This window comes from Arenibacter sp. ARW7G5Y1 (genome assembly GCF_003201775.1).
In the GTDB taxonomy this organism is placed as follows: domain Bacteria; phylum Bacteroidota; class Bacteroidia; order Flavobacteriales; family Flavobacteriaceae; genus Arenibacter.
Map to the genome: position 1 here is coordinate 52,710 of NZ_QJJZ01000015.1, position 26,406 is coordinate 79,115.

At 40.0% G+C, this 26,406-nt stretch carries 20 protein-coding genes; 6 read left to right on the forward strand and 14 right to left on the reverse strand.

Translation table 11 applies throughout. The annotated features are described in order from the left end of the window. Positions 1–158 precede the first annotated feature (158 nt). From C7972_RS18745 to C7972_RS18755, 3 genes are all read left to right on the forward strand, one after another. On the forward strand, positions 159–1,946 hold the full coding sequence (locus C7972_RS18745; RefSeq protein WP_110357705.1) for an FAD-dependent oxidoreductase: 1,788 nt from the start codon (positions 159–161) through the stop codon (positions 1,944–1,946). 64 nt (positions 1,947–2,010) lie between these two features. Beyond that, positions 2,011–3,126: a hypothetical protein gene (locus tag C7972_RS18750; RefSeq protein ID WP_110357706.1), complete on the forward strand. Its 1,116-nt coding sequence runs from the start codon at positions 2,011–2,013 to the stop codon at positions 3,124–3,126. 60 nt (positions 3,127–3,186) lie between these two features. Then, a complete protein-coding gene (locus C7972_RS18755) occupies positions 3,187–4,626 on the forward strand; it encodes a carbon starvation protein A (RefSeq protein ID WP_110357707.1) in 1,440 nt (479 codons plus the stop codon). A gap of 47 nt (positions 4,627–4,673) precedes the next feature. On the opposite strand, the gene C7972_RS18760 is transcribed toward C7972_RS18755, so the two are convergent. From C7972_RS18760 to C7972_RS18790, 8 genes are all read right to left on the reverse strand, one after another. Further along, entirely contained in the window at positions 4,674–5,855 is a 1,182-nt protein-coding gene (locus C7972_RS18760; protein ID WP_110357782.1) for a DUF1624 domain-containing protein, read from the reverse strand. A 163-nt stretch (positions 5,856–6,018) separates the two neighbouring features. Continuing rightward, complete coding sequence (locus C7972_RS18765; RefSeq protein ID WP_110357708.1) at positions 6,019–7,659, reverse strand: AMP-binding protein; 1,641 nt, start codon at positions 7,657–7,659, stop codon at positions 6,019–6,021. A 17-nt stretch (positions 7,660–7,676) separates the two neighbouring features. Then, positions 7,677–8,726, reverse strand: a complete 1,050-nt coding sequence (locus C7972_RS18770; RefSeq protein ID WP_110357709.1) for a proline iminopeptidase-family hydrolase — start codon at positions 8,724–8,726, stop codon at positions 7,677–7,679. Positions 8,727–9,124: 398 nt separating this feature from the next. Further along, entirely contained in the window at positions 9,125–9,277 is a 153-nt protein-coding gene (locus C7972_RS23915; RefSeq protein WP_181422936.1) for a hypothetical protein, read from the reverse strand. A 23-nt stretch (positions 9,278–9,300) separates the two neighbouring features. Beyond that, on the reverse strand, positions 9,301–10,338 hold the full coding sequence (locus C7972_RS18775) for a methyltransferase (protein ID WP_110357710.1): 1,038 nt from the start codon (positions 10,336–10,338) through the stop codon (positions 9,301–9,303). Positions 10,339–10,404: 66 nt separating this feature from the next. Next, positions 10,405–11,037 (reverse strand): hypothetical protein, encoded by a 633-nt coding sequence (locus C7972_RS18780; RefSeq protein ID WP_110357711.1) that lies wholly within the window; start codon positions 11,035–11,037, stop codon positions 10,405–10,407. A gap of 916 nt (positions 11,038–11,953) precedes the next feature. Next, entirely contained in the window at positions 11,954–12,721 is a 768-nt protein-coding gene (locus C7972_RS18785) for a hypothetical protein (protein ID WP_110357712.1), read from the reverse strand. Positions 12,722–12,779: 58 nt separating this feature from the next. Continuing rightward, positions 12,780–13,319, reverse strand: a complete 540-nt coding sequence (locus C7972_RS18790) for an ester cyclase (protein ID WP_110357713.1) — start codon at positions 13,317–13,319, stop codon at positions 12,780–12,782. Positions 13,320–13,502: 183 nt separating this feature from the next. Between C7972_RS18790 and C7972_RS18795 the strand changes: the two genes are divergently transcribed. After that, positions 13,503–15,455: a tetratricopeptide repeat protein gene (locus C7972_RS18795; RefSeq protein WP_110357714.1), complete on the forward strand. Its 1,953-nt coding sequence runs from the start codon at positions 13,503–13,505 to the stop codon at positions 15,453–15,455. A gap of 2 nt (positions 15,456–15,457) precedes the next feature. Further along, the gene (locus C7972_RS18800) at positions 15,458–16,192 is read left to right on the forward strand and encodes a LytTR family DNA-binding domain-containing protein (protein ID WP_110357715.1); all 735 of its coding nucleotides are present in this window, start codon (positions 15,458–15,460) and stop codon (positions 16,190–16,192) included. A gap of 313 nt (positions 16,193–16,505) precedes the next feature. On the opposite strand, the gene rpiA is transcribed toward C7972_RS18800, so the two are convergent. From rpiA to C7972_RS18830, 6 genes are all read right to left on the reverse strand, one after another. Continuing rightward, positions 16,506–17,180, reverse strand: a complete 675-nt coding sequence (rpiA, locus tag C7972_RS18805; protein WP_110357716.1) for a ribose-5-phosphate isomerase RpiA — start codon at positions 17,178–17,180, stop codon at positions 16,506–16,508. 41 nt (positions 17,181–17,221) lie between these two features. Then, on the reverse strand, positions 17,222–17,830 hold the full coding sequence (locus tag C7972_RS18810) for an FMN-binding negative transcriptional regulator (RefSeq protein ID WP_110357717.1): 609 nt from the start codon (positions 17,828–17,830) through the stop codon (positions 17,222–17,224). 42 nt (positions 17,831–17,872) lie between these two features. Continuing rightward, a complete protein-coding gene (locus C7972_RS18815; protein ID WP_110357718.1) occupies positions 17,873–18,715 on the reverse strand; it encodes an endonuclease/exonuclease/phosphatase family protein in 843 nt (280 codons plus the stop codon). Positions 18,716–18,848: 133 nt separating this feature from the next. After that, positions 18,849–20,123 (reverse strand): DEAD/DEAH box helicase, encoded by a 1,275-nt coding sequence (locus C7972_RS18820; RefSeq protein ID WP_110357719.1) that lies wholly within the window; start codon positions 20,121–20,123, stop codon positions 18,849–18,851. A gap of 70 nt (positions 20,124–20,193) precedes the next feature. Beyond that, the gene (locus tag C7972_RS18825) at positions 20,194–21,750 is read right to left on the reverse strand and encodes an NAD(P)/FAD-dependent oxidoreductase (protein WP_110357720.1); all 1,557 of its coding nucleotides are present in this window, start codon (positions 21,748–21,750) and stop codon (positions 20,194–20,196) included. Between the two features lie 71 nt (positions 21,751–21,821). Next, positions 21,822–22,688, reverse strand: a complete 867-nt coding sequence (locus C7972_RS18830) for an AraC family transcriptional regulator (RefSeq protein ID WP_110357721.1) — start codon at positions 22,686–22,688, stop codon at positions 21,822–21,824. 193 nt (positions 22,689–22,881) lie between these two features. Between C7972_RS18830 and C7972_RS18835 the strand changes: the two genes are divergently transcribed. Further along, the gene (locus C7972_RS18835) at positions 22,882–26,388 is read left to right on the forward strand and encodes a PVC-type heme-binding CxxCH protein (protein ID WP_110357722.1); all 3,507 of its coding nucleotides are present in this window, start codon (positions 22,882–22,884) and stop codon (positions 26,386–26,388) included. Positions 26,389–26,406: the final 18 nt, after the last annotated feature.

Genomic DNA, 26,406 nt, shown 5'->3' on the forward strand with positions numbered 1-26,406 from the left:
TCTGGATTGGGATTATGGTCTATATACAATGTAAGGCAACCGAGAAAATGGGGTATGAATAAAATTTTCTATAAATTGCCTTGGGAATGGAACATAAATTTAAAGAGCTATTTCCTCTTTGCAAGCCGTGGTTTTTAAAAACAATTAAATAATTTTCTATGAAATACTTATTGCTGATTTTGTGCTTCCTAAATATATCTTTAACAATATCCCAGGAATTGTTGCTGGAAGCGGAAAGTTTTGACGATAAAGGGGGGTGGGTCGTTGACCCCCAGTTCATAGAACAAATGGGATCTTCCTATCTTCAGGCCCATGGCATGGGGGTGCCTGTGGAAAATGCGCAAACCCAGGTAAATTTTAAAAATAAAGGCGAATATAAGGTTTGGGTACGCACCAAGAACTGGGTGCCGGGAGAATGGGAGGCCCCGGGGAAATTCCAAATAAAGGTAAATGGCCTGGTGTTGGAAAACACATTGGGTCTGCGTTCGGGATGGGGCTGGGAATATGCCGGCGCTGTTCAGATAACGGATAAAAAGAATACTTTGGAGCTTGTAGACCTCACCGGTTTCAACGGGCGTTGCGATGCCGTCTATTTTACTACTTCTAACGTTGAACCGCCTTCATCCTCGAAAAAGTTGGCTACTTGGAGAAAAACGGTAGTTATGGAACCTTTGGCACCCAAAGTTACCAAGAAATATGATCTGGTTGTTGTAGGTGGGGGAATTGCTGGCTGTGCAGCGGCCATAGCGGCTGCCGAGCAAGGGCTTCAGGTGGCGTTGATTCATGACCGGCCCGTTTTGGGTGGTAATGCCAGTAGTGAAATCAGGGTACACACCCTGGGTATATATGGTAATTTTGAACGAATCCTGAAAAAGTTGGATACGGAACATTATCCCAATGGCTCTCCCGAAGCACATATAGACCAGATAAAAAGGGATAACAATGTAAAAAGTTATGATAACATTTCCCTCTTTTTAAATTGGAGGGCCTATGATGCCAAGGCTGTTGAAAATAAAATTAATTATGTGGATGCACGCCAAACGGCCACAGGGGAACGTTTACGTTTTGAGGCCCCACTTTTTGTGGATTCCACAGGAGATGGTTGGATAGGTTTTTGGGCGGGTGCCGAATTTTCTTATGGACGTGAAAGTGTTGATGAGTATGGGGAGGAATGGAAAGAGCATGGGGAACTATGGAGTCCGAAACAGCCGGACAATGCTGTAATGGGCTCTTCTGTACTTTGGCGATCCTTTGAAGCGGACCAAGTGGAAGATTTTCCCGAGGTGCCTTGGGCCATGCCTGTGGCCAGGGACTATGCAAAGGTCAAAGGGGAATGGCAGTGGGAGTTTAGTCGTAATGATCTTCATCAAATTGACGATGCCGAGGAAATCCGGGATCATATGCTTAGGGCTATATACGGTTCTTTCGGGAATGCGAAAAAACTTCCTGAAAATGCCAATCGAAAATTGGAATGGGTATCCTATCTAGTTGGTAAGCGGGAATCGCGCAGATTGGTCGGGGATTATATTTTTACTTTGAACGATGCAAAATCCGGCCGCACTTTCCCCGATGGGGTGGTGGAGGAGACCAGGGAGGTGGATGTTCATTATCAGACGGTATTGGAGGATGAGAAAAACCCCGACTTTATTTCTGAGGCACTTTTCTATGAGACCCCAAAATATTATATCCCTTACCGAAGTCTGTATTCAAAAAATATTGATAATTTATTTATGGCCGGAAGAAATTTTAGCACCTCCCATATTGGATTGGGGGGGCCACGGGTAATGAGAACCACAGGACAAATGGGCGCAGCTGTGGGCTTTGCCGCTTCACTTTGTAAAAAGTACGATGTAAACCCTAGGGATATTTATACGGGCTATTTGGAAGAATATATGGATCTTATTGAAAATCAAAAGTATACCCCTATTCCAGAATCCAAGAAGTAATGGGTTTATCTGAAAACAATCTATAAAAAACGACTTGATCCATGTTGGCGGTAAGTAAATTATCATGAAAATAATAATTGTCACATTACTATTTTGCGGATTGGGATTGGTATGGACCCCAAAAAAGGGGATGGTCAAAACAATTGAATACCAACATAAAATGTTGACAAAAAAGCCGGAGTTTTTTGCCTTGCAATGGCAGGAAGGCATGGCGTTAAAAAAGAAGTCAACCCCATTTTTTATTGAGGTTGAGACTTTGGGCAATCAGAATGTTGATATCCTTGTTAACGAGCAGAATAGACCGGTACTCTATACCGCTGATGTTTGTACTCCCGTCTGCGCAGATGGCGAATGCAGGTTAATGTACCTTACACTTTATTGGGATTTATTGGGGGCCTATGCGGGTTATGACAAGGTAGAAGGTCAGGTATTGACAAAACATGATCATGAGGAATTCTTGGAACAGGATTATGAAAAATTGCACCGGCTATTGTTGGATGACAATTCTATTTTGAAAAGGAAGAAAATTGATGAGCTGGTTTCAAAACCTAAAGAGCCGCTACAGGACGGAGTGGATGCCATAGCGGGTGCCACTATTGAGGAGGTGAAGGAATCGGTGGTAGACGGGGCACTCTATTCCTGTTACGTAGCCTGGAATATAGCGCACGGACCCATTAAAGGGGAACTACGGGATTATACCATAGCCAACTTTGATAAAGAAATGAAAGGCTATATGCTTCAAAGCAATGAACAGGATTATCAAATGTACGCATTAGGGACTTTAAATGAAGCAGAGTATTTGGATCATAGGGACCGGATAATACAAATTTTCAAGGAGGGTATTCCCTTGATCCGTTCCTATATTGTACAAAATCTTCCTAAATTGTTCTGGGAAAGCGATAGCTTACAAATGCCCTTTTGGGAAAGTTTTGCTACTGTGGATATCAATAGTAGAAGTTTATTGTTAAATCATATTCAGCAGGCTCCGGTTGAGGTTGCGGTCTTATTGGGAGGCAATTTGGAAATCATGACCAAAAATCAGTTGAAATTGTATCTGTCGGCCATTGAAAATGAGGTAATGACCAATCCTGATATCAACGCGCAGCTTTTACGTTTTGCCGGGTCGGGCACCCATACATACGCCTATGTAGTAGCCGAATTTTTGGAAGAATTGGAATAGAAGGGATGCGGGCATAATAGGCTTGCAACAATTTTAGAAAGTAAACAAAATATAATTTAGATGATATCATTCTTAGTATCCATTGGTGCCTTGGTCCTTGGTTATTTTACATACGGGAAATTAATGGAACGTATTTTTGGAGTGGATAAGGATAGGGAGACCCCGGCCGTTAGGCTTAGGGATGAGGTTGATTTTATGACATTGCCCACTTGGAAGGTCTTTCTGATCCAATTCCTGAATATAGCAGGATTAGGCCCCATCTTTGGAGCCATTGCAGGGGCCATGTTTGGACCAGCGGCCTTTTTATGGATTGTACTGGGAAGTATTTTTGCAGGAGCGGTACACGACTATTTTTCAGGAATGCTATCCATAAGGCATGATGGATTGAGCATTAGTGAAGTGGTGGGAATATACCTTGGTACCACCGCTAAACAATTTATGCGTTTTTTCTCGGTAGTATTATTGATATTTGTAGGGACCGTTTTTTTGGTGGGCCCCGCAAAAATAATCGACGGCATGACGGGGAATATCTGGAGCGTTTGGATTTGGGTGGCCATTATTTTGGTTTACTACATTCTTTCTACATTACTGCCCATAGATAAACTAATAAGTAAGCTATACCCCATATTTGGAGTGGCCATGCTGCTTATGGCCCTTGGGTTGCTTATTGCCCTATTTTTTGGGGATTATAATATTCCAGAATTGGTATCTGGTAATTTAAGAAATATGACCAATGACCCCGAAGCAACTCCCTTGTTTCCCATTCTCTTTATAACCATTGCCTGTGGTGCCATTTCCGGATTCCATGCTACCCAATCCCCTTTAATGGCCCGCTGTATGAAGAATGAAACTCTAGGGCGAAAGATATTTTACGGTACTATGGTCACAGAGGGAATCGTAGCCCTGATATGGGCCGCTGCTGCTATGACGTTTTTTGGAAATGTGGAAGGTTTAAACGGCGCTATGTTGGCCAATAACAACAATGCTGCTTGGGCCGCCAATGAGATATCGCTTAATATGCTTGGGCAAATTGGAGGAGTATTGGCCTTATTGGGAATTGTTGCCGCTCCCATAACCTCGGGAGACACCGCATTTAGGTCTGCACGCCTAATATTATCCGATATTTTCAAGTCCAACCAAAAAAAAATAATCAATAGGCTTCTAATTAGTTTACCGCTGTTTATTATTGCCTTTGCACTTACCCAGATCGACTTTGGAATTATTTGGCGTTATTTTGCATGGAGCAACCAAACCTTGGCCATGATCGTACTTTGGACCATAACTGCTTATCTGATCTATGAAAATAAGGCTTACTGGGTTACCCTATTGCCTGCAATTTTTATGACCATGGTATGTAGTACCTATATTTTAATTGCCCCTGAAGGCTTCCAACTACCTAATGAAATCTCCTATATTGGTGGTACATTAATAACACTGACCATTACTATAGCATTTTGGGTTTATACCTCCCAAAAGAAAAAAGTCTTTGTAGGGATATAAGGATTATATTCCATAAGCTTCTTTAACAGATGGGCCATAAGTCTTCCTTATAAATAACTCAACCACCATTTATCCCGATTATTGGATTTGTAGATCATATACTTTTTGCACAAGGGATAAAGGGCAAGTATTATTCCTATCCATACCAAATAAACAATCCATAGTGCATATCCATAAGTAGCCAGTTTTTCATTCATAAATACGTCGGCAGTTAATATCATGTCTTTCCAATTGCCGCCAAAAATTAGAATTCCGACTATAGCCACAACATGAATTACCAATACATGTAGAAAATAATAGAAAAAGGGAACCCTTCCAAAAACCATAAAGAAATTGGAAATGGCATTTTTTACATTTTCAAAGGCATAAAGGAAAAGTAGGGCGGGACCTATGGTAAGAAGAATGAATGCCAATGATGGTGGGTATTTGCTTACATTTAGAAAGGACATCATTGTTTTGGTATTGGTGTCCTGTACTGTCCAGGGCACCAGATCCCCATAGACGTTCAAGCCCCTTATTACAAAGAATAGGACCAAGGCCCCTAATCCTATTCGCAACAGCCATGTTCGCCTTAGTTTTGCATCAAAGTCAGTTAGGTACAATTGTCCCAAACAATACCCCAATGCCATTAGGCCTATCCAAGGGATGACGGGGTAATGAAACAATATCATTTTATCCGGTCCAATTACCAAGGCTTGATTCTGATGTAGAAGATACCAGATTATGGACTGCAGGTTATTCCCCTGCATCACAATACCATCCAAAAGATTGTGTCCCACAATAATCATCAAACCAACAGCAAGAATTATTTGTTTTGGTAAATAAATTAGAAACGATAAACATATCATACTAAAGCCAATGGCCCATATAACTTGAAGTATGGGAAAACTGTAGGTAAGATCAAAGGTCCATATTAAATTGTTTACAACAACTTCCATAAAAATTAACCAGACACCTCTGGTTAGCAGGAATTTGGAGAGTTGGGCCCTGGTTTTGTTCCTACCGTAAAGGAAGGCGGAAGTTCCGGCCAGAAATACAAATACGGGGGCACAATAATGGGTTATAAAACGTGTAAAAAATAATATGGGTGTTGTAGTTTCCAAATCTGTGGGGTCAACAAAAAAGGAGCCATAGTTAAAATAGTCCCTTACATGGTCCAGGGCCATAATAACCATGACCAGACCTCTTAATATATCAATGGATTCTATTCGGTTGGTTTTTGGTTGCATAAATATAAGGTTGTTTTTGGTTGATCCCCATTGTTGCATATTGCTTGTTACTATTTAATAGGGAATTTTCCAAGTGATCAATTATAAGGCCTGCATTCTGTTTTAATAACACCTGCCATAGTCGTGGTATATATTATTATTATTATTATTATTATTATTATTATTATTTAAAAATTACGTTTTGTTCCGCTTCAAACCATGTTCTGTACAAGGGTTGGAATACCCTTTCCAAACTATTTCTCTTTATTTTTAAAGTGGGGGTTGAAAATCCGTTGGCTACGTTCCATTCCTCTTGCATGACCACAACTTTGGCAATTTTTTCATGTTTTTGAAGTCTTGGATTAATTTCCAAAATTGATTGATGCAAACTTTTGCCGAGATCATCTTTGGATTTGGCTTTCCCAAGAGAGGAGACCGTTACTAAAGCTATGGGCTGGGGTATCCCTGTGCCAACGACACAGATCTGTTCAATATCGGTATTTTTTGAAATTTGAAGTTCTATGGGAGCAGGGGATATATACTTTCCTTTATCGGTTTTAAACTGATCTTTTACCCTTCCAGTGATGGTTAAATAACCTTCATGGTCGTATTCTCCAATGTCCCCGGTTTTAAAATATCCTTCTTCATCAAAAACGGATGCCGTTATCTCCGGTGCTTTGTAATAACCCTTAAAAAGGCAGTTGTTTAATATTAAAATCTCACCTTCTTCAGAGAATTTAATTTTCACCCCTTCCAGTGCTTTGCCTACAGTACCTATTTTACTATGGCCTATTAAATTGGAATGGGAAATACAACAATCCTCCGTCATTCCATAGCCCTGTTGAATAGTGATGCCAATAGTACTGTACCAGTTTACCAAGCTACTGGAAATGGGGGCGGCAGCAGAGGCTATGAATGTAGCATTGGCCAATCCCAATTTGGTCTGGATTTTTTTCTTGATCACCCTATTCAAGTACGGGATGGATAAAAGGAAGTCTAATTTTTTTTGCGGAATACTTTCGAGAATTTTTTCTTGGAATTTGGTCCAGATCCTAGGTACGGCAAAGAAAATATCGGGCTGTAATGCCTCTAGGTTTTCGGCAAATTTTTCCAATGAATATGGAAAGGTTATCTGGCCTCCGTAAAAAAGTATCCCATTGCAAAAGGCCCGTTCGGCTACATGTGCCAGTGGTAGATAGGAGAAGAATTTAGGGTTTTTGGGTAACTTCAGGACGCGGATAAATGTACTTGAACTTTTGGAGAAATTTCCGCTGCTATGCATAACTCCTTTTGGCTGCCCTGTGGTTCCGGAGGTGTATATAATAGTCCTTAGATCATTATTTTTGGGCAAATATAAATCCAATAACTCCTCTTCCTGCTGCATAATGTCTTCCCATAAATTCCCGGTATTGCCGCCAAATGTTTTTACAGTGATAATAGGGATATCGGGAATGCCTTGTTCTTGCGATGCAAAATCGTCCAGTTTGCCAACAATTATGGCTTTGGATTCACTATGTGTCAAAATCAGGTCAATCCCTTCGGATGTCAATGTTGGGTAGATGGGAATGGAAATAAATCCTGCCATGGATATGGCCAGATCCGCCATCATCCAGTGGGGACAATTTTTGGAAAGCAAGGCAATATGGCTTTTTTTGGGCAATCCCAGTTTCGATAAATACGAGGCCAATTTCCTCATCTCAATCCCGGCGTCGGAGTAGGAGAGGGTCTTTTGATGGTTCTCAAAATTCTGAATCAAGAACGGATTAAGAGGGGTCTTTTTTTCCCAATATAAAAATGCCTCTATAGAAGAATTAAAATTATTCATTAGTACATTTTATCGGGTTAAAAAGTTTTGTTGTCAACATCTTTAATGAATTTTATTAAACCATTGAAATAAGTCTTTTGATCATCGTATTGCGATAAATGACTGCCGTTTGGACATAATAAAAATCGAGCTTTTGGCAATTCTTGGGACATCCATTCCATGTATTTCGGATCCATGGTATCATGGGTGGCCCCAATTACCAAGGTAGGAACTGTAATCGTGTTCAACCGCTCGGAGACATCCCAACCCTTTAAGGAGGCATTTCCGGTTACCCCAAATTCACTATATCCCTGCATAAAAATATAAATATTGGGGTTGAGATGGGCCATTGCACGATTAACGGATTCTGGCCATTTGTCCACGGGCAATCTTAAAAAGTGTTCCGTATAATAATGTTGCATTACCAGTTCTGAATATCTGGGATTCATAAAATCATTATTCGCCTCCATGTCCTTAATTTCCTTATAGACTTCTGGAGGTAATTGTGGGCCCAGCACTTCAGCGGCATACTTTTCATATGCCGGGATGCTGGCCATCATATTGGAAATAATAAGTCCTTTTAAGTTATCCTGATATTTTAAGGCATATTCCATTCCCAAGATCCCGCCCCATGATTGTCCAAGAAGATAAAAGTTGTCCTTGTTAAGGTTTAGGGCTTTTCGAACTTGTTCCACTTCCTCTACAAAGTGATCTGTTGTCCAAAGGGTGGAATCGTTGGGTTTGTCACTGTAATAGGAGTCCAATTGATCATAATAAATGTATTCAATTTCTTCCTTGGGCAAATAGCCATCAAAACACTCAAAAAACTCATGGGTACCCCCTGGACCCCCATGAAGTAATAATACCTTCATTTTGGGGTTGTTGCCAACCCTTTTTGTCCATACCTTGAACGTACCTTTTGGTGTTGTAATTGGTATCATGGCGATCCCGCCTGTAAATTGGTCCTCGCTGTTGGAGTAATCCATATAGGCCGACGTAGCTTCCTTTTCTAATTTTGGATGCTGTTTTTTTCCACAGGAAACCAATAAAACTAGAAAAATACTGGTGTATAGAAATTTGGTTTTCATAACTAAATCATGTTTTTAATAGTGAAACTCAATTTTGAGAAGTCAGTAAGACGTACTTAAAATTGCAAGTTGAACTAATCCCGCCTTTTTCGGCGGGATCTAGGTTCAATACCTCGACCCTAGGATCGATTCCTATTATTGGGTTCAGGGCAGACAGGCCTGTCTGCCGACAAAGGCAGGCTTGCCCTGAGGTTTAATACCTTATTATTTTTAATAACGATCTATATTGTCCAAGCCCAACCTCTGGTTTACTTTTGTGATTATAAAACATATTTGATCAAATAGGGTGTAAATAAATAGGGGGAAAGACAGGTCTTTGGTTTAATTTATTTACACTCGGATTTAAACCTAAAGGTTTCATAATGAATGCTTTTTGTTTTATTAAATATAATTAATTATTAATTCATTTCTCCTTTTACAATACAGATTGCAGGGGTAACAGGTATAAACCTCGTTAATTTTAGGTCAGATTTTATAAAAATTGCCTCGGTGGTGACATACCCAAAGATCATTTGGGCAATGGCGATATTGGGTGGTAGACTGCTTTCCATTGGCTATTATTTTTTAATGTAAATTATTTAATAGCAATGCCTGCGCTCGATGGTCCAGCTAAGGGAATTATACTTGTCTTGGTGAACCCAGCTTCCTTGGCAAGTCCATCAAAATCCGAAGTCGAAAAATCGTACCCTTCCGGAGTTTCGATCAACATGTTGAGGGACATAAGCAATCCAAAAGCATTTTTACGACGATCCTTATCGATAATATTTTCAATGACGACCAATGCCCCACCTTTCGGTAAAGCATCGTATGCTTTTTTAACAAGCATTTTTTTGTCCTTGGTTCCCCAATCGTGTAATATTTGACCCATGGTAATCACATCGGCTTTTGGGAAATTGTCCGTAAAAAAGTCCCCAGAAACCACCTTCACCTTATCCCCTAGGCCCATGGCATCCAAATTTTCTTGGGCAATGGGCGACACCGGGGGCAAGTCGAACGTGGTACATTGCATATGTGGGTTTTTCATTGTCACATGGGCGGAAAGAGTTCCGGCCGAGCCTCCAATATCACACAGTGTACTGTAATTGGAAAAATCGAATTCATTGACAAAAGCTATAAAATTGCCCATTTGTACGCCAGTCATAGCACGTATAAATTCCCGCAATTTGTCTGGATTGGCATAGATGATCTCAAATGGAGATTGTCCACCATCCTTGGCTTCATTTTGCGGCAAGCCTGTTTTTAGTCCGTCCTCTAAATTGTTCCAAAAAGGGTACAAACGGTTGTTGCACATTTCCAAAATTCCACCTATGTAGCTAGGTTTGTTCTTGTCCAGGAAGAAATCGGCATCCTCTGAATTGCTGTAAAGGGCACTTTCCTTAATTCCCTTTCTGTTTAGAAATCCCAATGCTACCAAAGCGTCCAAGTAATCATATAGACTACGTGCGTGCAGACCAAGCCTAGATTGAATTTCATTGGCAGATAATTCCCGTTTGGCCAGAATGGTGAAGAGTTCCATATTCACTGCCGTGAGTAAGGTTTTGGTGGCGAAAAATCCAGTACCGACCTGCATAATTTTTGACGGGTCGATTTGTGTTTGTGCTGTTGTTTCCATTTTGAAGGTTTGTTTATATTAGGTTCTTGTTTAATAATGAATTGGATTAAATGTGTTTTTTTGGTTTTAAAATAATAGGTTGAAGGTTATTTGGTGTATTACCCAAGTTGATAGAATTAGAAGGTATGGTCGGTAATTCTTTTCATTTCTTTTGTCGTAAAAAATCAACCCAATAAGAATCAGGTAGATTATTCCGTATTGTAAATTTTGGGTTACATGCTCTGACCATTCCAAAATTTGTGGTCCAATTCTACCAATTGTAGGTCCTAGAAAAACAGTGGCCGTACCAAGAATGTATCGCATATGTTTTGAAACAGTCCCCCTATTGTACATTGCCAATGAATAAAATAGGATCAATAGAACACTATCGGCCATAGGGAAGAATAGAATCTGTGGTGCGTCTGAATTTATAATCCTTATCATTTGGGGAACAAAGGATAAAATTAGGATTGGGAATACTATGTAGGATAGTTTGCCAATTTTTCTATGCAGTTGGTTTTTTCTGTATATTATTAGGAGGGGTTGAACAACAAGAAGTAAGATCCAAATGGAGGCAATAATGGCATGAAGATGTATAAACGTAGTTAGGTTTTCTTTAAAATCTGGAAATTGAACGAAATAAGTTTTGTAAAAACCCAAAAAGGTCAACGGTATCAGCAACAAAAAAAAGTATCCCAGATTTTTATACGCTTTTTCCATAAGATTGACTTTTATTTTACTGAACCAACTGTATTTTTTAAAAGTTGGTAATCACATATTAAATATGTCAGGTATTTCAGTAGAAATTTTCGTTTGATCGAGTTTTACCCCGCAATTTTTCATTATCATCCTAGATTCTGAACCTATATGTCTTTCCAAAAGGTGGCTTTTGTATAACCAATGGCACAGGGGCCGTCCATTCTGTTCAATAATCTGGCTGTGATATACTATTGGTGGTCCCAGCCTTCCAAATCCAAGATCATCTGGAATGTAGACCACATCTTTAAAGGCTTTTTATAGATTTTTTTTGGGACCTTTAAACGGCGTACATTTCTTTTTTAACGGTATTCTCAAATAGTTTTGACCGGAACCTTTTCTCAAACCGAATGAAGTCCAGATAATAAGCATACTTGCCGTTGGACATATACCTAAGGGTGTCACAATCTAAAATACCAATTCTTCGTTTTCTTGTTTGATTCGAAGTAAGGTCAATTTCTTTCCAAAATAATTTTCAACAGATAAAAATGTACAGCAAATGCAGCCAGTAATACAACAAATGCGATTTTCTATTGGTTTTGTTATTTTTTTGGAAAACTGCTTTAATAGCCCATTGGGTTCTGCGCGGGTGCCATTTATAGTAACGTTTAGCTTTTAGGCGGTACTATAAAATAATTTCCTTCTTGTGACGATACCAAATCGGGGGAAGTATAGGGATCTGACAATCGTTTTGATAGTTTACTTTCAGTTGAATTTACGTTTCACTGTTCCTTTCCTTTGTTTAAAAAAAACAGGTAGGGGGGTGTAGTAATGGTTTGGTCTATTTTCTTTACGAAATTGCTAATTCAAATTGAAAATCTGCAAACTACTTGTTGCCCCAAAGCTCCTGATGAAACCTATGACCTACCTGTTGATAAGTTTAATTAGATGGCGTATAGGCCAATTCGGGATGCATTCGCCCAGTCTCGGTTTCGTATTTTAATACGTACTTGAACACTTCATCGAAAAGTTTTTTCCCTTCTTCACCTAACAAGGCCTCATTTTCCTTAGATTTTTTAGCATAGTCCTCGGCGTCTACTGCCGAAATTACTGCCAGATAATAATCTCCCATATTACCAAATCCATTGTGGTATATACGATAGTACTCCTTGGATCCCTTTGAAGTATATAGGGCTTTTAATTCCTTTAGTTTTCCTTTAAGATTTTGAATGTTGCCCGGGGCAACATGTAAGAAATGCCATTTCCTGTAGTTCTGACCTTCGGTGATCGGGTTTATTCCTTCGGGCATATAAGTGAGTTCCTTGTTCAGATAAATTATATAATCGCCATGCTTGTCATAACATTCATTAAACCGCTTAAAAAGATTGACAAAGGCTTCTTCGCCCATTTTTTCAGACAGGGGAGCCATGACGTTCTTGTCCAGTTCCGCCATATTTTCTATAGGGGAAATGTTAAAGTACCTTCCGGTGTCGGTTGAGGCTACCTGCCAGCTAAGGTCCTGCAGGTTATGTTTTTTACTGGCTTCTGTAAAGTCTTTGGAAACCTGGTCATATTCTTGGATCATATTTGGTTTTACCTGATCCTCATGTACATAATAAGCTTGGTTCTTTTCCTTCTGTGCGGTAGCTGTGAATGTTATTAGTGTTAATGCCAGTGAAGTAAAAAGCGTTTTTTTTAGTGTTTTCATAATATTTGTTGATTTATGGTTTAGACATTTAATTTTGTTAAGGATTTTATATGTTGCACTATTTCAGATTAGGGGCCCGCAGCGAGTACCCCAATTGCTGTAAAAATTCCAATTCATTATAGAAAATATCTTCACGGTATATTTGCCCCTCTTCATTAAAATACAGGTGTGAAAATCCGTTTATTTTTACTTTCTTACCTGTGGCCATTACTTCGGCAAATTGGCCGGTATTGGTCCCGGTAAACATCCAGTCTACATAGCCTTGATTATCACAAACCAGGCAATTGCCCATTGTTATATCATAGTCTGGGAATCCGGTTCCAAAAAGATTAAGTCTTGCTTTTAGCTCTGTTTTATTGGTAACCACTGGTATTCCGTTCATGTTTCGTACATAATCGTCTGTTACAAGGCTATCAATTTCTTTTTCTCTCCTAAGGTTTAAGTAGACAATTATACTTGTCTCTAGCTTATTTTTCTTGGCAACCATTTTATTGTAACCGGACCTTGTCAAGGTTTCATTGCCCTCTAGAATTCTGTTGTTTTTACATGAAACACAACCTATGACCATAAAAATTAAAAATAACATGGGTGTTTTCATGACTTTCAAATAACTACCTAATTCTATCTAATTAATTGGTTTTTATGTTGAGTGGCAATTTGTTTGGGACGGAACCCTTGATTTAATGTCCGAACAACTAGTTTTATTTAGCCTGTGATTTATGTCATTATTATCGTATCTTAATCATCCCCGGATTTTTATGATAAATTATTGATTGCAAAAATGGGCAAACATCACTTTATTTCAGTTTTCATAATTATCCTCTGCAGTCCTTTGTTATTTGGGCAACTCATAGATTTTAATAGGGATGCCCCCTATGAAAAGGTATTTGTGGATACCGATAATTTTGGAGCTTCCTATCTACAACAATTGGAGAATTCCTATTCACAGGCCCCTTCGGATACGCTACAGTTCGAAATATTGAATGATCTGTCCTATTATTGGCATACTCGCAATTTAACTAAGGCCTTAAATTTTACCGAGGAAGGATTAAAGTGTACTTTGGCAAAAGGGGATATGCTTTGGCATGGCAGATTTCAAATTACCCAAGGGGCCATACTACTGCGAATGGAAAAACTAACAGAGGCCCAAGAAGTTTTGGAAGAGGCCCAAGGCAAGGTACCCATCAAAGACCTTCCTTTTTTATATACACAACTGGGCTATGTTTATGAACGTCGAGGGCAGCTCGACAAAGCAGCCGATTTTGCCTTGGAAGCATTGGAAATAGGGGAGGAATTAAAAGACAAAAAAGCTATAGCACTTGCTTATAGCGACTTAAGTAATATTTTTTGGAAACAGGCAAAATACGATAAGGGATTAAAATATGGTATTAAGTCCATTGTCATTTTTGAGGAACGGGGAATCATTGATCTGGATTATGATTTTACCCTTTATGTGGTGGCAAATAATTTCTTAGAACTGAACAGATATGATGAGGCGCTTAAATATTACGAACATTCCTTGGCCATAGGCGAGCGCTACGGGTTTTATAATAATTTAAGTGATGTTTACATTTCCCTTGTAGACCTCTATGCCTATTTAGGTCAATATCAGAAGGCGGAAAGTGCCGGGCTCAATGCGGTTAAATATGCAGACATCTTGGATAATGATTTTATGTTGATGAGATCTTGGCTATCTATTGGAAAATTGCAGAACCTTCAAGGAAAATATAAAAATGCCATAGAAAGCCTTCAGAAATCCCTGGAGGTTGCTACCACCGAATTTGGAGATGAATACTATTTGAGCCAGGTTTATGAGGCCCTTGGCAAGGCTTATGCCGGAGATCATGATTATATGGAGGCCTATAAGGCGTTTTCCAAGTATGATGGGCTAAAAAATGAAATCTTTACAGCGGAATCCGATCAACGTATAGCCTTGCTTCAAACCGAATTTGAAGTTGCACAGAAGGAAGATACCATACTTATGCAAAAGGGGACCATCCAAAAGCATAAGAGTAATCAGATCTTAACCTCAATAATCATTGGATTGTTATTGTTTCTTTTGATAGTAGGTTATGTAGCCATTAGAATTAACCATAGAAAGAATAGCCAACTACAGCAACAAAATAAGGAAAAAGAATTTCTTATAAAGGAAATACATCACCGGGTAAAGAATAATTTGGAGGTTGTTTCTAGTTTGCTTTCGCTCCAGTCTACCTATATAGAGGACAAAAAAATAAAGGACAATATGCATCAAATTCAAAATCGGATTTTGAGTATGAGCATGATCCATCAAAATTTGTATCAGGGAAAGAACCTGGCCAGTATTGAAATGAAGCATTATTTCAAAATTTTGGGCGATTATGTGCTGCAATCCTATGGTACGGAAAAAAGGATTGATATGGTCTATGACATGGAGGAGTTAGAACTAAATGTGGACATAGCAACCCCTATAGGTTTAATAGTTAACGAGTTAATTACAAATTCTTTAAAATATGCCTTTCCCAACGATCTAATCGGTACAATTACTATTAGTCTTGTGCAGAAGCCCCAGTTTTTGGAGCTTAGGGTCACAGACAACGGCATCGGTTTCCAAAAAGGTAGTAAGGTAAACGGAACAGGGTTTGGCACTCAATTGATATCCCTATTAACCAAACAATTGGATGGCAAAATGGTACTTCACCATAAAAAGGGAACTTCGGTCTCCTTTGAATTCCAATATCATAAAGCAGCTTAGTTATGGAAGAAAAGACCCGTATTTTAATTGTAGAGGACGATATGATCATCGCCGCCAATATATCTGTGCAACTCTCTAATTTGGGATATGAGGTAATGGGGATTGAAACTAGGGGGGAAGAGGCAATCTTACATGCCACCACCAATTGTCCCGATATTATTTTGTTGGATATTAACTTAAGGGGTCATATAAATGGAATTGAAGCTGCTGAGCAAATTCAGAAATACAAAAAAATTCCCATCATATATCTCACGGCCAATAGTGACGAGGCAACTTTTACAAAGGCCAAAGCTACACGCCCCCATGCTTTTATTTCAAAGCCATTTAATAGTCTAAGTCTGCATCGGACAATTGCCTTGGTTGTGGACCAAATAGGGGACAAGGATTTTGACACCTTTGAGGAGTCTGAAAATCTGGAGATTCTTTTGGATCGTATTTTTGTTAGACATAATGGGAAAATGGTTAAACTCCTTCTCGATGATATTTTGTATATAGAAGCCGATAGAAATTATAGTAATATAGTTACTTCAACAGGAAATTATTTGGTGAGTACCACCCTTAAGGTAGTGGAAAACAAAATGAAAACCCATATGTTTCTCAGGGTTCACAGATCATATATGGTGAATATTTCCAAATTGGATGTGGTTGCGGATAACCATTTGGAAATAAACAGGAAGGTAATTCCACTAAGTAAATCCTTTAAGGAGCATCTGTTGAAACATTTGCACACTATTTAAAAAGGTCGATTCGGAGCTTGGATAAGTTTAGTCTGTCTACGGCACCAGTGGGCTGTATTCGTTCTGTTTCCATGCCTATTTTGGGATCTATTTATTCAGTACAAAATATGGTTCAAATTAAACTTATGGCCATATTAGCTTTTGGTAGTATTTTAATGCAGGGTTAATAATCTGGTGGATGATATGGATTTGATAAATCGACCCCACTTTTTAATAAAAAGAATAAAAGCCTATAACGGTTATTATAGGCTTTTGGTTTTATAAGGATGATGAATCAACATGCATGTGTAAATCCTTATCCAATAGGATATACTTACTTTTTTAAGGTAATTGTAGTTTCCCCTTTTCCTATTATTATGATATCGGCCATATCCAAAAATAAGCCGGTCTCTACAACCCCCGGAATCTGTTTTAGTTCGCTTTCCAATAATTGGATATTTGAAACGTGTACAATATTAAGATCCAAAATAAAATTACCCTCATCGGTGACAAAGTTACTCCCATCCTTTTCTCTTAATTTCGGCTGTAACCCCATTTTTTTGAGCAACTGCTCAATTTTTTTAGTGGCAAAAGGTATGGTTTCCACGGGTAATTTAAAATCGCCCAACCTTTTTACCTCTTTTTGTGAATCGGCAATTATGATGACCAAATCCGAATTGAAGGTTAATATTTTTTCCCTTAACAAGGCACCACCGCCCCCTTTTATAAGTTGCATATAGGGATCAAATTCATCGGCACCATCAATATAAACATCAATGGTTTTGGTTTTTTCCAAGGTAGTAAGGGGTATCCCTAATTCCGTTGCCAATTTTTTAGTGTTTTCAGAGGAAGGTACCCCAACAATTTCCAGTCCTGTTTGTACCAGATTACCCAATTCTTTAACCATGTGTGCTGCGGTGGAACCTGTGCCCAAACCTACGGTCATTCCACTTTTAACATATTTTACGGCTTCTTTGGCTGCAAGCTGCTTTTCTCTATCCAGATTCATTTTCTAATATGTGTATAAAAATATTAAATACTACTCTGTTGTTATTTTTTTTGCTTTATCCTAATGGCAATCCCATGCGAACCTGGATTCTTGGTCTTTAGCAATTCCCCCATTATTTTTGGATGGTCCTCAGGCCTTGTCTGTGATAACTTATAGGTTGCTTGAATATCCGATATGTTGATTTGAAATCCAACAATACCCTTAATCTGCCTCATCGTCTTGTGGGACAAATTATGGATTGAAACCGGATTAGTGGATTCTTTCTCGTATTTGTCCACTAATTTATGAAGGGAGTCCAAGACCGCTCCTTCATTCAATATCTGTATTTTACCGTAGACGTGTACCGCTATATAGTTCCATGTGGGTACTTCCTCTTGCTTGTACCAAGAAGAGGAAACGTAGCTATGCGGACCATTGAAAATGGCTAAGACTTCTTCATTTTCAACGAATGATTTCCATTGGGGATTGGCCTTGGCGATATGACCCACCAGTATATCCATGCCTTTGTCATCTCTATCCAATTCCAATGGGATATGTGTGGCCCAGGGGCGGCCATCGGTTTGGTTGACCAAAATACCAAAGCTGTTTTGCTTCAGGAAATCCCGAACTTCATCCAGGTTTTCGTTTTTATAATGGGATGGGGTATACATGTTATAAGCGGTGCTTTATGGGTCAAATACTCAGGTCATAACTTAATCCTTCATTGTCATCAATACGGGTAAATGATCCGATATATGCATATTGTTGGGCATTCTGTCATCAATATGGGTATAGGACAGAACGTCAATTTTGTTAACAAAGATATAGTCTATTCTATTCTCCATAATTCTGTCCTGATCAAAACCATTAAAAGAACCAATGGGTCCATAGAAAGGTTTTTGTGAAATTTCCATGGCATCTGTTAGGTTCTTTTTTAAGAATTGAATAGGCTCGGTGTCAGGGGTTAAATTTAAATCTCCCATTAATATCACAGGTAGGTCGGAGGTATTTATTTCCCTTATATTTTTATAAATGAGTTGGGCCGAATTTACTCTGGCCAGCTTACCCCTGTGATCAAAATGCGTGTTAAAGACCCAAAATTGTTTTTTGGTCGTTAAATTTTCAAATAAGGCATAGGTGCAGATTCTCTCCATAGAGGCATCCCAACCTACCGATACTTTTTCAGGGGTTTCGGACAACCAGAAGGTATTCGTTTTCAGTACTTTAAATTTGTTGCTATTGTAAAAAATTGCCGAGTATTCACCTTTTTGCTGACCATCGTCCCGTCCCACTCCCACATAGGTATAACCATCGAGGGCATTATTTAGGTAATCAACTTGGCGGTGCAGGCCTTCCTGTATACCTAGGATGTCGGCATCATAGTGCTTAATTAATGTTGCCATTGACGCCCTACGTTTGTTCCAACTGTTTATGGTATCAGATGTAATGTCATACTTAATATTGAAACTGATAAGGTTGGTGGTTTGGGAAAATGTGTAAGCTGGAATTGAAAATAGGGCCAACCCCACTAATAGGGTAGTAAATATGTTTTTCATTGGATAATTATTTTTAGACTTTAAGAGTTGATCTTTTAAAAGAATAAATATCCTGATTTTTTTATATACCTACTAATCCTTTCGGGGTAAATATCACATAAATAAAAGAAAAGGGGGAACTGATCATTTGAGATCAATCCCTTTTTGGTCTATTATTTCTGTTCCTGTTGCGATTGTTATTTCTGCCTCCCCTGGGATTGGAGTGTCCTGTCCTCTGTTTTTGCCTATTATGGTGATGCTTTTTCTCTTCCAAAGGAATCTCTTCCGATCCATCATCCACGAAGGGATGATCGGTTATAACGGGTACCTGCTGGTTTATTAGTTTTTGAATATCCTTTAGATAAGGTCGCTCTTCAGCATCACAAAATGACAATGCAACCCCACTGGCGCTAGCCCTACCGGTTCTACCTATACGATGCACGTATGTTTCCGGAACATTGGGGAGGTCATAATTAATCACTAGGGAAAGTTCTTCAACATCTATTCCCCTAGCCGCAATATCGGTTGCAATAAGGACCTTTAGTTCCCCATCCTTAAAATCGCCCAGGGCTTTTTGACGAGCATTTTGCGATTTATTGCCGTGTATGGCATCGGACTTAATATCGGCTTTGGCAAGCTGTTTTACTATTTTGTTGGCACCGTGCTTGGTCCGTGAAAAAACAAGGGCAGAATCATTTGGTTCCTTTTCCAAAAGATGGATCAGGAGGTTGGGCTTATTTTTTTTGGTGACAAAATAAACTCCCTGTTCTACCTTTTCCGCTGTTGCTTGTTGAGGTTTTATCGTTACGCGTTCAAAGTCCCCCAATATTTTCTTTGAGAGTTCCACAATGGCGGGTGGCATGGTAGCGGAGAAAAAAAGTGATTGTCTGTTTTCCGGTAGTTTGGCGATTATCTTTTTAATATCGTGGATAAAGCCCATGTCCAACATTTGATCGGCCTCATCCAATACGGCATATTTAATATCCTTTAAAGAAATAAAGCCTTGGTTCATCAAGTCCAATAGCCTTCCCGGAGTAGCTATAAGTACATCCACTCCTTTTCTAAGGGCGTCTGTTTGCCTTCCCTGTTTAATCCCCCCGAAAATAACGGTGTTTTTTATTCCTGTGAATCGGGAGTAGGAGGTGAAATTTTCCCCTATCTGTATGGCCAATTCCCGCGTTGGTGTTACCACCAAGGTTCTTATTTTTCTTTGTCGCTGATCGGTTTCCCTGTCCATCACCAATTGTTGAATGATGGGAATGGAGAAGGCCGCTGTTTTGCCGGTACCAGTTTGTGCGCAACCCAATAGATCCTTTCCTTTTAATAAAATGGGTATGGATTTTTCCTGTATTGGAGTTGGATTTGTGTAGCCTTCAGCCGTCAGGGCTTTTAGGATAGGCTCTATAATACCTAATTCTTTGAATGTCATGTAGTATGTAAAATAAGCGGCAAAGGTAGTGGATTAGTTTGGATAAACCGTTTAATTCAAAAAATAGACCTTACAATCCAGCAACTGCAGCTTCTGCACAACGCTCCCCATCCATGGCTGCCGACACAATGCCCCCGGCGTAACCACCACCTTCCCCACAAGGAAAGAGTCCTTTTATTTCCGGATGTTCCAAGTTTTTATTTCGCGGTATATTTACAGGGGAGGAGGTCCGTGATTCAACCCCCACCACATTGGCCTCAGAAGTGTAATAGCCTTTCATTTTTTCCCCAAAAGCCGTAAATCCCGAGCGTAGCCTGCTGCCAATTAATTTGGGTAAAAGGGAATGTAGTGGAGCAGATTTCAAACCTGGCTGATAGGAGGTGGCATTAAGGTCGTTGGATAGTTTGCCTTCAACAAAGTCGGTAAGCCGCTGTGCAGGCGCCGTTTGTGTCCGCCCCCCCGATGTAAAAGCAAGTCGCTCCAAATCCTTTTGATATTCCAAGCCCTTCAGCGGGCCATAGTGCTCGTATTTGTGAATATCGATATCGACATTTATTTCTACAACAATACCGGAATTGGCAAATAAGTTATTGCGTTTGGAAGGCGACATACCATTTACGACTACTTCTCCCGGCGCGGTAGCTGCGGGTACTATAAATCCACCAGGGCACATACAGAACGAGTACACCCCCCGGTCCTTTACTTGTTCCACCAGACTATAGGCGGCGGCAGGGAGCAATTCGTTCCTTTGTCCTTTGCAGTGGTATTGTATGCTATCTATAATATGTTGAGGGTGTTCTACCCGTACCCCCATGGCAAATGACTTGGCCTGTAAGGCTATTTTTTTATTGTTCAGTAAATAATAGATATCCCTGGCCGAATGGCCCGTAGCCAAAATTACCCTTTCTGCCGGCATTTCGGTGCCATCTTGTAGTATAATGGCCTTTATGGTATTCTTGATAATGTTAAAATCGGCAACCTTTGTTTGAAAGTGTATTTCACCACCATATTTTATAATGGTCTCCCTAATATTTTGCACAAGCTTGGGCAATTTATTGGTGCCGATATGTGGGTGGGCATCAATGAGAATTTGCTCTGTGGCCCCGTGATATACCAAATTTTCAAAAATTCGCCTTACATCCCCTCTCTTAAGGCTCCGGGTGTACAATTTGCCGTCCGAATAGGTGCCGGCACCTCCTTCGCCAAAACAATAATTGGAGTCTTCATTTACTTGATGGTCCCTATTGATGGCCTTTAGGTCCCGTCTACGGTCCTTAACATTTTTTCCTCTTTCCAGGACAACGGGTCTATATCCCAATTCTATACATCGGAGCGCAGCGTACATCCCAGCAGGTCCAAAACCGATAATGTGTATTTTTTTGGCTTTGGAAACATCCTTGTAATCAAACTTGTACTCCATGTTTTTAGGAGCAGCTTCATTGATATATACAGAAACCTTGTAATTGAAATATATGGTAGGTTTACGGGCATCGATCGATTTACGCAGTACGTTCACCATAGAAATTTCCTCCATGGGAATTCCCAAATATTTCGAAGCTTTCTTTCGTAGGATATCCTCTACCGATTCTTCCAATAAAGTGGTCCTAAGCTGTATGTTTCTTACCATAGCGCAAAATTACTTTAATTAAAGTAATATTTATCCAAAAAAAATGACCGGTCTGTGGCCACCTATTTTGTTTATGGGCCATACTCCTTTTTGTAGGCCAATGGGGTCCTTTTGGTAATTGCCTTGAACTGTTTGTTGAAGTTGGACAGGGTTTGAAAGCCGCTCTCGTAGCAGGCCTGGCCAATATTCATTTTGTTCTCGATAAGTAATTTGCAGGCGTAGCCGATTCTAATTTCACTTAAAAACTCGGAGAAAGTCTTGTTGGCATGGACCTTAAAGTATCTGCTAAAGGAGGTAGGGGTCATGTTGGCCAAAGAGGCAACCGTACCCAGTTCTATTTTGCCTTTGAAATTTTTCATAACATAGGCATGTACATTGTTCATTCTTTCGGTATCGGCCTCCTTTAAGGAGTTGGTATATCCCGGGCTGGCCAATGGAATAGTTTCTGTTGTGTTGGCAATACAGTTTAGGATTTTAAACAATTCCAGAACACTCTCCATACCTTCAAGCTGAATAAGGTTGGTTAACATACTACCGATAGATTTGGCGGTTTTCCCAGTCACATCCAACCCCCTTAAACTTCTTTGAAATAATTGTCTCAGTTTAATCATTTCTTCTTTTTGCAATAAGCTATGGCCAATGAAATCCTCATGAAAGTAAACTACGATACCCTCAGACCATAAACTTTCCTCAACAACATATCCTTCATTGTCGCTGCGCCACATATGGGGCAAATTTGGCCCGGTAAAGGTAATATCGCCCTCTTTGAAATGCTTAACGTGGTCACCTATAAATCGGGTACCACTACCTTTTAATACCATAAATAGCTGATATTCGGGGTGGAAATGCCAAATAGGGTCAAAATTGGGCTGTCTCAACAATTTGGCCACAAAGGCATGGGATTTGGGAATGGGCGATTTTTGTAATGCGGATTTCACGTGGGGACCAGGATTTATTTACTAAGTTGTAAGCACACCAATCTTAGGTAGATACCTTGATTGTGTAATAATTTATCTATAAATATAGTCAAAATACTTAATGAATGATATAATACAGTCAATTGTAGATAAGATAGAGTATTCTTAGTGCCCGAATAATCGTTATAATTGTTGAACTTAAATACACTAAATCATGAAAACCATACAGGCACGTTTTTTTTGTTTACTTATTATAGTTACAAGTATTATAGGCTGTAATCCCTCTGAAAAGAAAAAGAAAGACGATGAGCCTAGGCGGATAGAGATGCTGTTCCTTGGACATTCACAGGAACACCATAACTCTAGGTCCTATATGCCAATTTTAGCTTCTGCACTGACCAAAAGCGGTATAAATGTTACCTATACCGAAGCGGTGGAGGACCTTAATCCTGAAAACTTAGAACGCTATGACGGTGTAATAATTTACGCCAATCATGAAGGTAGGTTTCCGGAGCAGGAAAAAGCCTTGCTGGATTATGTCGCCGCGGGGCATGCATTTGTACCAATTCACTGTGCAAGTTTTTGTTTTAAGGAGTCCGAAGAATATGTAGACTTGGTAGGGGGGCAATTTAAAACCCACGGCACGGATACTTTCACTGCCAAGATTATTGAAAAATCGCATCCTATCATGCAAAAGTTTGAGGAATTTTCAACATGGGACGAAACCTATGTTCATGATAAATTGGCCAGTGATATTACTGTTTTGATGGAAAGGGTGGATGGGGAACATCATGAGCCTTGGACATGGGTAAAACAATTTGGTAAGGGCAAGGTATTCTACACGGCTTATGGGCATGATGAAAGAACATGGAGTGAACCTGGGTTTCAAAATCTTATTAAGGAGGGTATTCTATGGGCAGTGGCCGATCAGGTAAAAAAGAATTGGGAAGAATTCGTTAAGGATATTCCAACACTGGAATATAAGGAAATGGCCAATATTCCCAATTATGAGAAAAGGGATCCTGCCCCTAAATATCAGTTGCCTTTATCGCCGGAAGAATCGGCAAAATTAATTCAAGTCCCTTCGGGCTTTAAGTTGGAACTATTTGCCTCCGAGCCCGATATAATTAATCCCATAGCAATGAATTGGGATGAGAAAGGTAGGCTATGGGTAATAGAGACTGTTGACTATCCCAATACGGTACGCGACGATAAAGGCAGTGGGGACGACCGCATTAAAATTTGTGAAGATACCGATGGGGATGGCAAAGCTGACAAGTTTACGGTATTCGCGGATAAACTAAATATACCAACCAGTTTTACCTTTGTAAATGGGGGTATTTTGGTTTCCCAAGCCCCATATTTCTTGTTTCTAAAGGATACAGATGGGGATGACAGAGCGGATGTGAAGGAGGTAGCAATCGATGGCTGGGGTGTTTATGATACCCATGCAGGGCCTTCCAACCTTCAACGTGGTATTGATAACAATATTTATGGAGTTGTTGGGTATTCAGGATTTAAGGGTACTATTTCCGGTGAATATTTCGAATTTAGTAAAGGTATATATCGATTCAATAGCGACTTTGGCAATTTTGAATTGTTGACCAATACCAGTAACAATACTTGGGGGTTGGGGATAACAGAGGATAATTCCATTTTTGCTTCCACGGCCAATAATACCCATAGTGTTTTTATGGGCATACCCAATAAGAGCTTAAAGGATGTGGCAGGAATTTCCTTGGAAGGAAGTGCAAAAATAGATGGCCATTACGCCATGTTGCCCATTACCCAAAACGTTCGGCAAGTTGATGTTTTTGGTGGTTTCACGGCTGCGGCCGGACATCATTTTTACACGGCCCGTAGCTTTCCCGAGCAGTATTGGAATAAGTATGCCTTTGTATGCGAACCTACGGGAGGTGTAGTCCATATTGCTAAAATTGAAAAAGAAGGCGCTGGATATTTGGAAAAGGATGGTGGCAATTTAATGGCCAGCTCTGATGAATGGTTTTCCCCGGTGGAGGCCAAGGTAGGACCGGAAGGTGCCGTTTGGGTATTGGACTGGTATAATTTTATTATTCAACACAATCCGACTCCCCGGGTAGAAAGAGGTGGGTATGATGCTGTGAACGGACTGGGGAATGCCTATGAGAATCCTTTACGCGATAAATCCAGGGGGCGTATTTGGCGTATTATGCCCAAAGATGCGGAAGCAAATACAACCATGACTTTGGATCGGGAGGATTCAAAGGGCTTGGTAGAGGCCTTATCCAGTGATAATATGTTTTGGCGTATGACCGCCCAGCGTTTATTGGTTGAAAATGGAGATAAGGCCGTAGTGCCCGAACTCATATCCTTGGTGAAGAATAGGGAAGTGGACGACTTAGGGCTTAACCCAAGTGCCTTACACGCTTTATGGACACTTAATGGATTAGGGGTTATTCCCTCAAATGCCGAAGCTATTCAAGTAGCGAAAGCTGCATTGAATCATCCATCCGGAGCGGTTCGAAGAGCAGCCATACAGATTTTGCCTAAAAATGAAACTACAGATGCATTGCTTTTGGAGTCCAATTTATTGATGGATAAGGATCCTGAGGTGCAATTGGCGACGCTTATTTATTTTGCGGACCGGGAACCTAATGTGGAAATAGGGAAGAAGTTGTTTCTTTTAAGCGAGAACCAGCAAGTGTTGGCCGATGATTGGTTGGCAAAGGCACTTTATGCGGCGGGAAGTAAACATCATCAGGGATTCATTACGGCATTCCTAGCTGCCAATCCCAATTTTGAAATGGGACAGTTTAACGAAAGTCAAAGAGAAGCGGCAGACCTAGATGATTCCAATTGGGAAACCATGCGTCTACCTCAGTTGATAGAAGATGCAGGATTGCAGATAGATGGTATAATTTGGTTTCGTAAAAATGTGGAAGTGCCGTCCAACGAAGCGGCCAAGTCCGGTACTATTTCCTTGGGGCCTGTAGATGATTCGGACAAGGTGTATGTAAACGGTATTTTGGTGGGTGGTATAGAAAAGGATTATCAGGCGCAAAGGGTGTACAAAATTCCATCCGGGGTATTGAAAGCAGGAAGTAATTCCATTGCCGTCAGAGTCGAGGATACTGGTGGCGGAGGTGGTATCTGGGGCAAAAAGGAGCAGATGTCCCTAAAAGTTGGGCAGTTTAGCGTTTCGTTGGCCGGGAATTGGAAATATGAAGTGGAATCGGACTACTCCAATACTGTAAAAAACGTTTTTGCAGATAAATCCTTGTCCCAACTTTTGGTCGAAACCTATATGAATGAGGTTGAATTGGCATTGGATGATGACCTGGACAGTAATTCCAACGCTTTGGTAATTAATATCAAAACCATTAAAAATGAGATGAAATATGATCTCACCGAGTTTGTCGCAGTGGCTGGGAAACCTGTTGAAATTGTATTTGAGAATACCGATTTTATGCAACACAACCTGGTTATAACCAAGGTGGGAGAAAAGGAAAAGGTAGGTATGGCTGCGGATAAATTGGCAATGGATCCCGATGGTGCACAAAAAAATTATGTTCCGGAAATGCCAGAAGTGCTTTATGCCACTGCCATTATAAACCCTGAAGAAAAGGTTGTACTAAAGTTTACAGCTCCCGAAGAACCAGGTGATTATCCTTTTATCTGCACTTTTCCTGGGCACTGGCGAATTATGCAAGGGGTCATGAAGGTGGTCCAAGGGGATTGAGTGGAAATATAAAATACA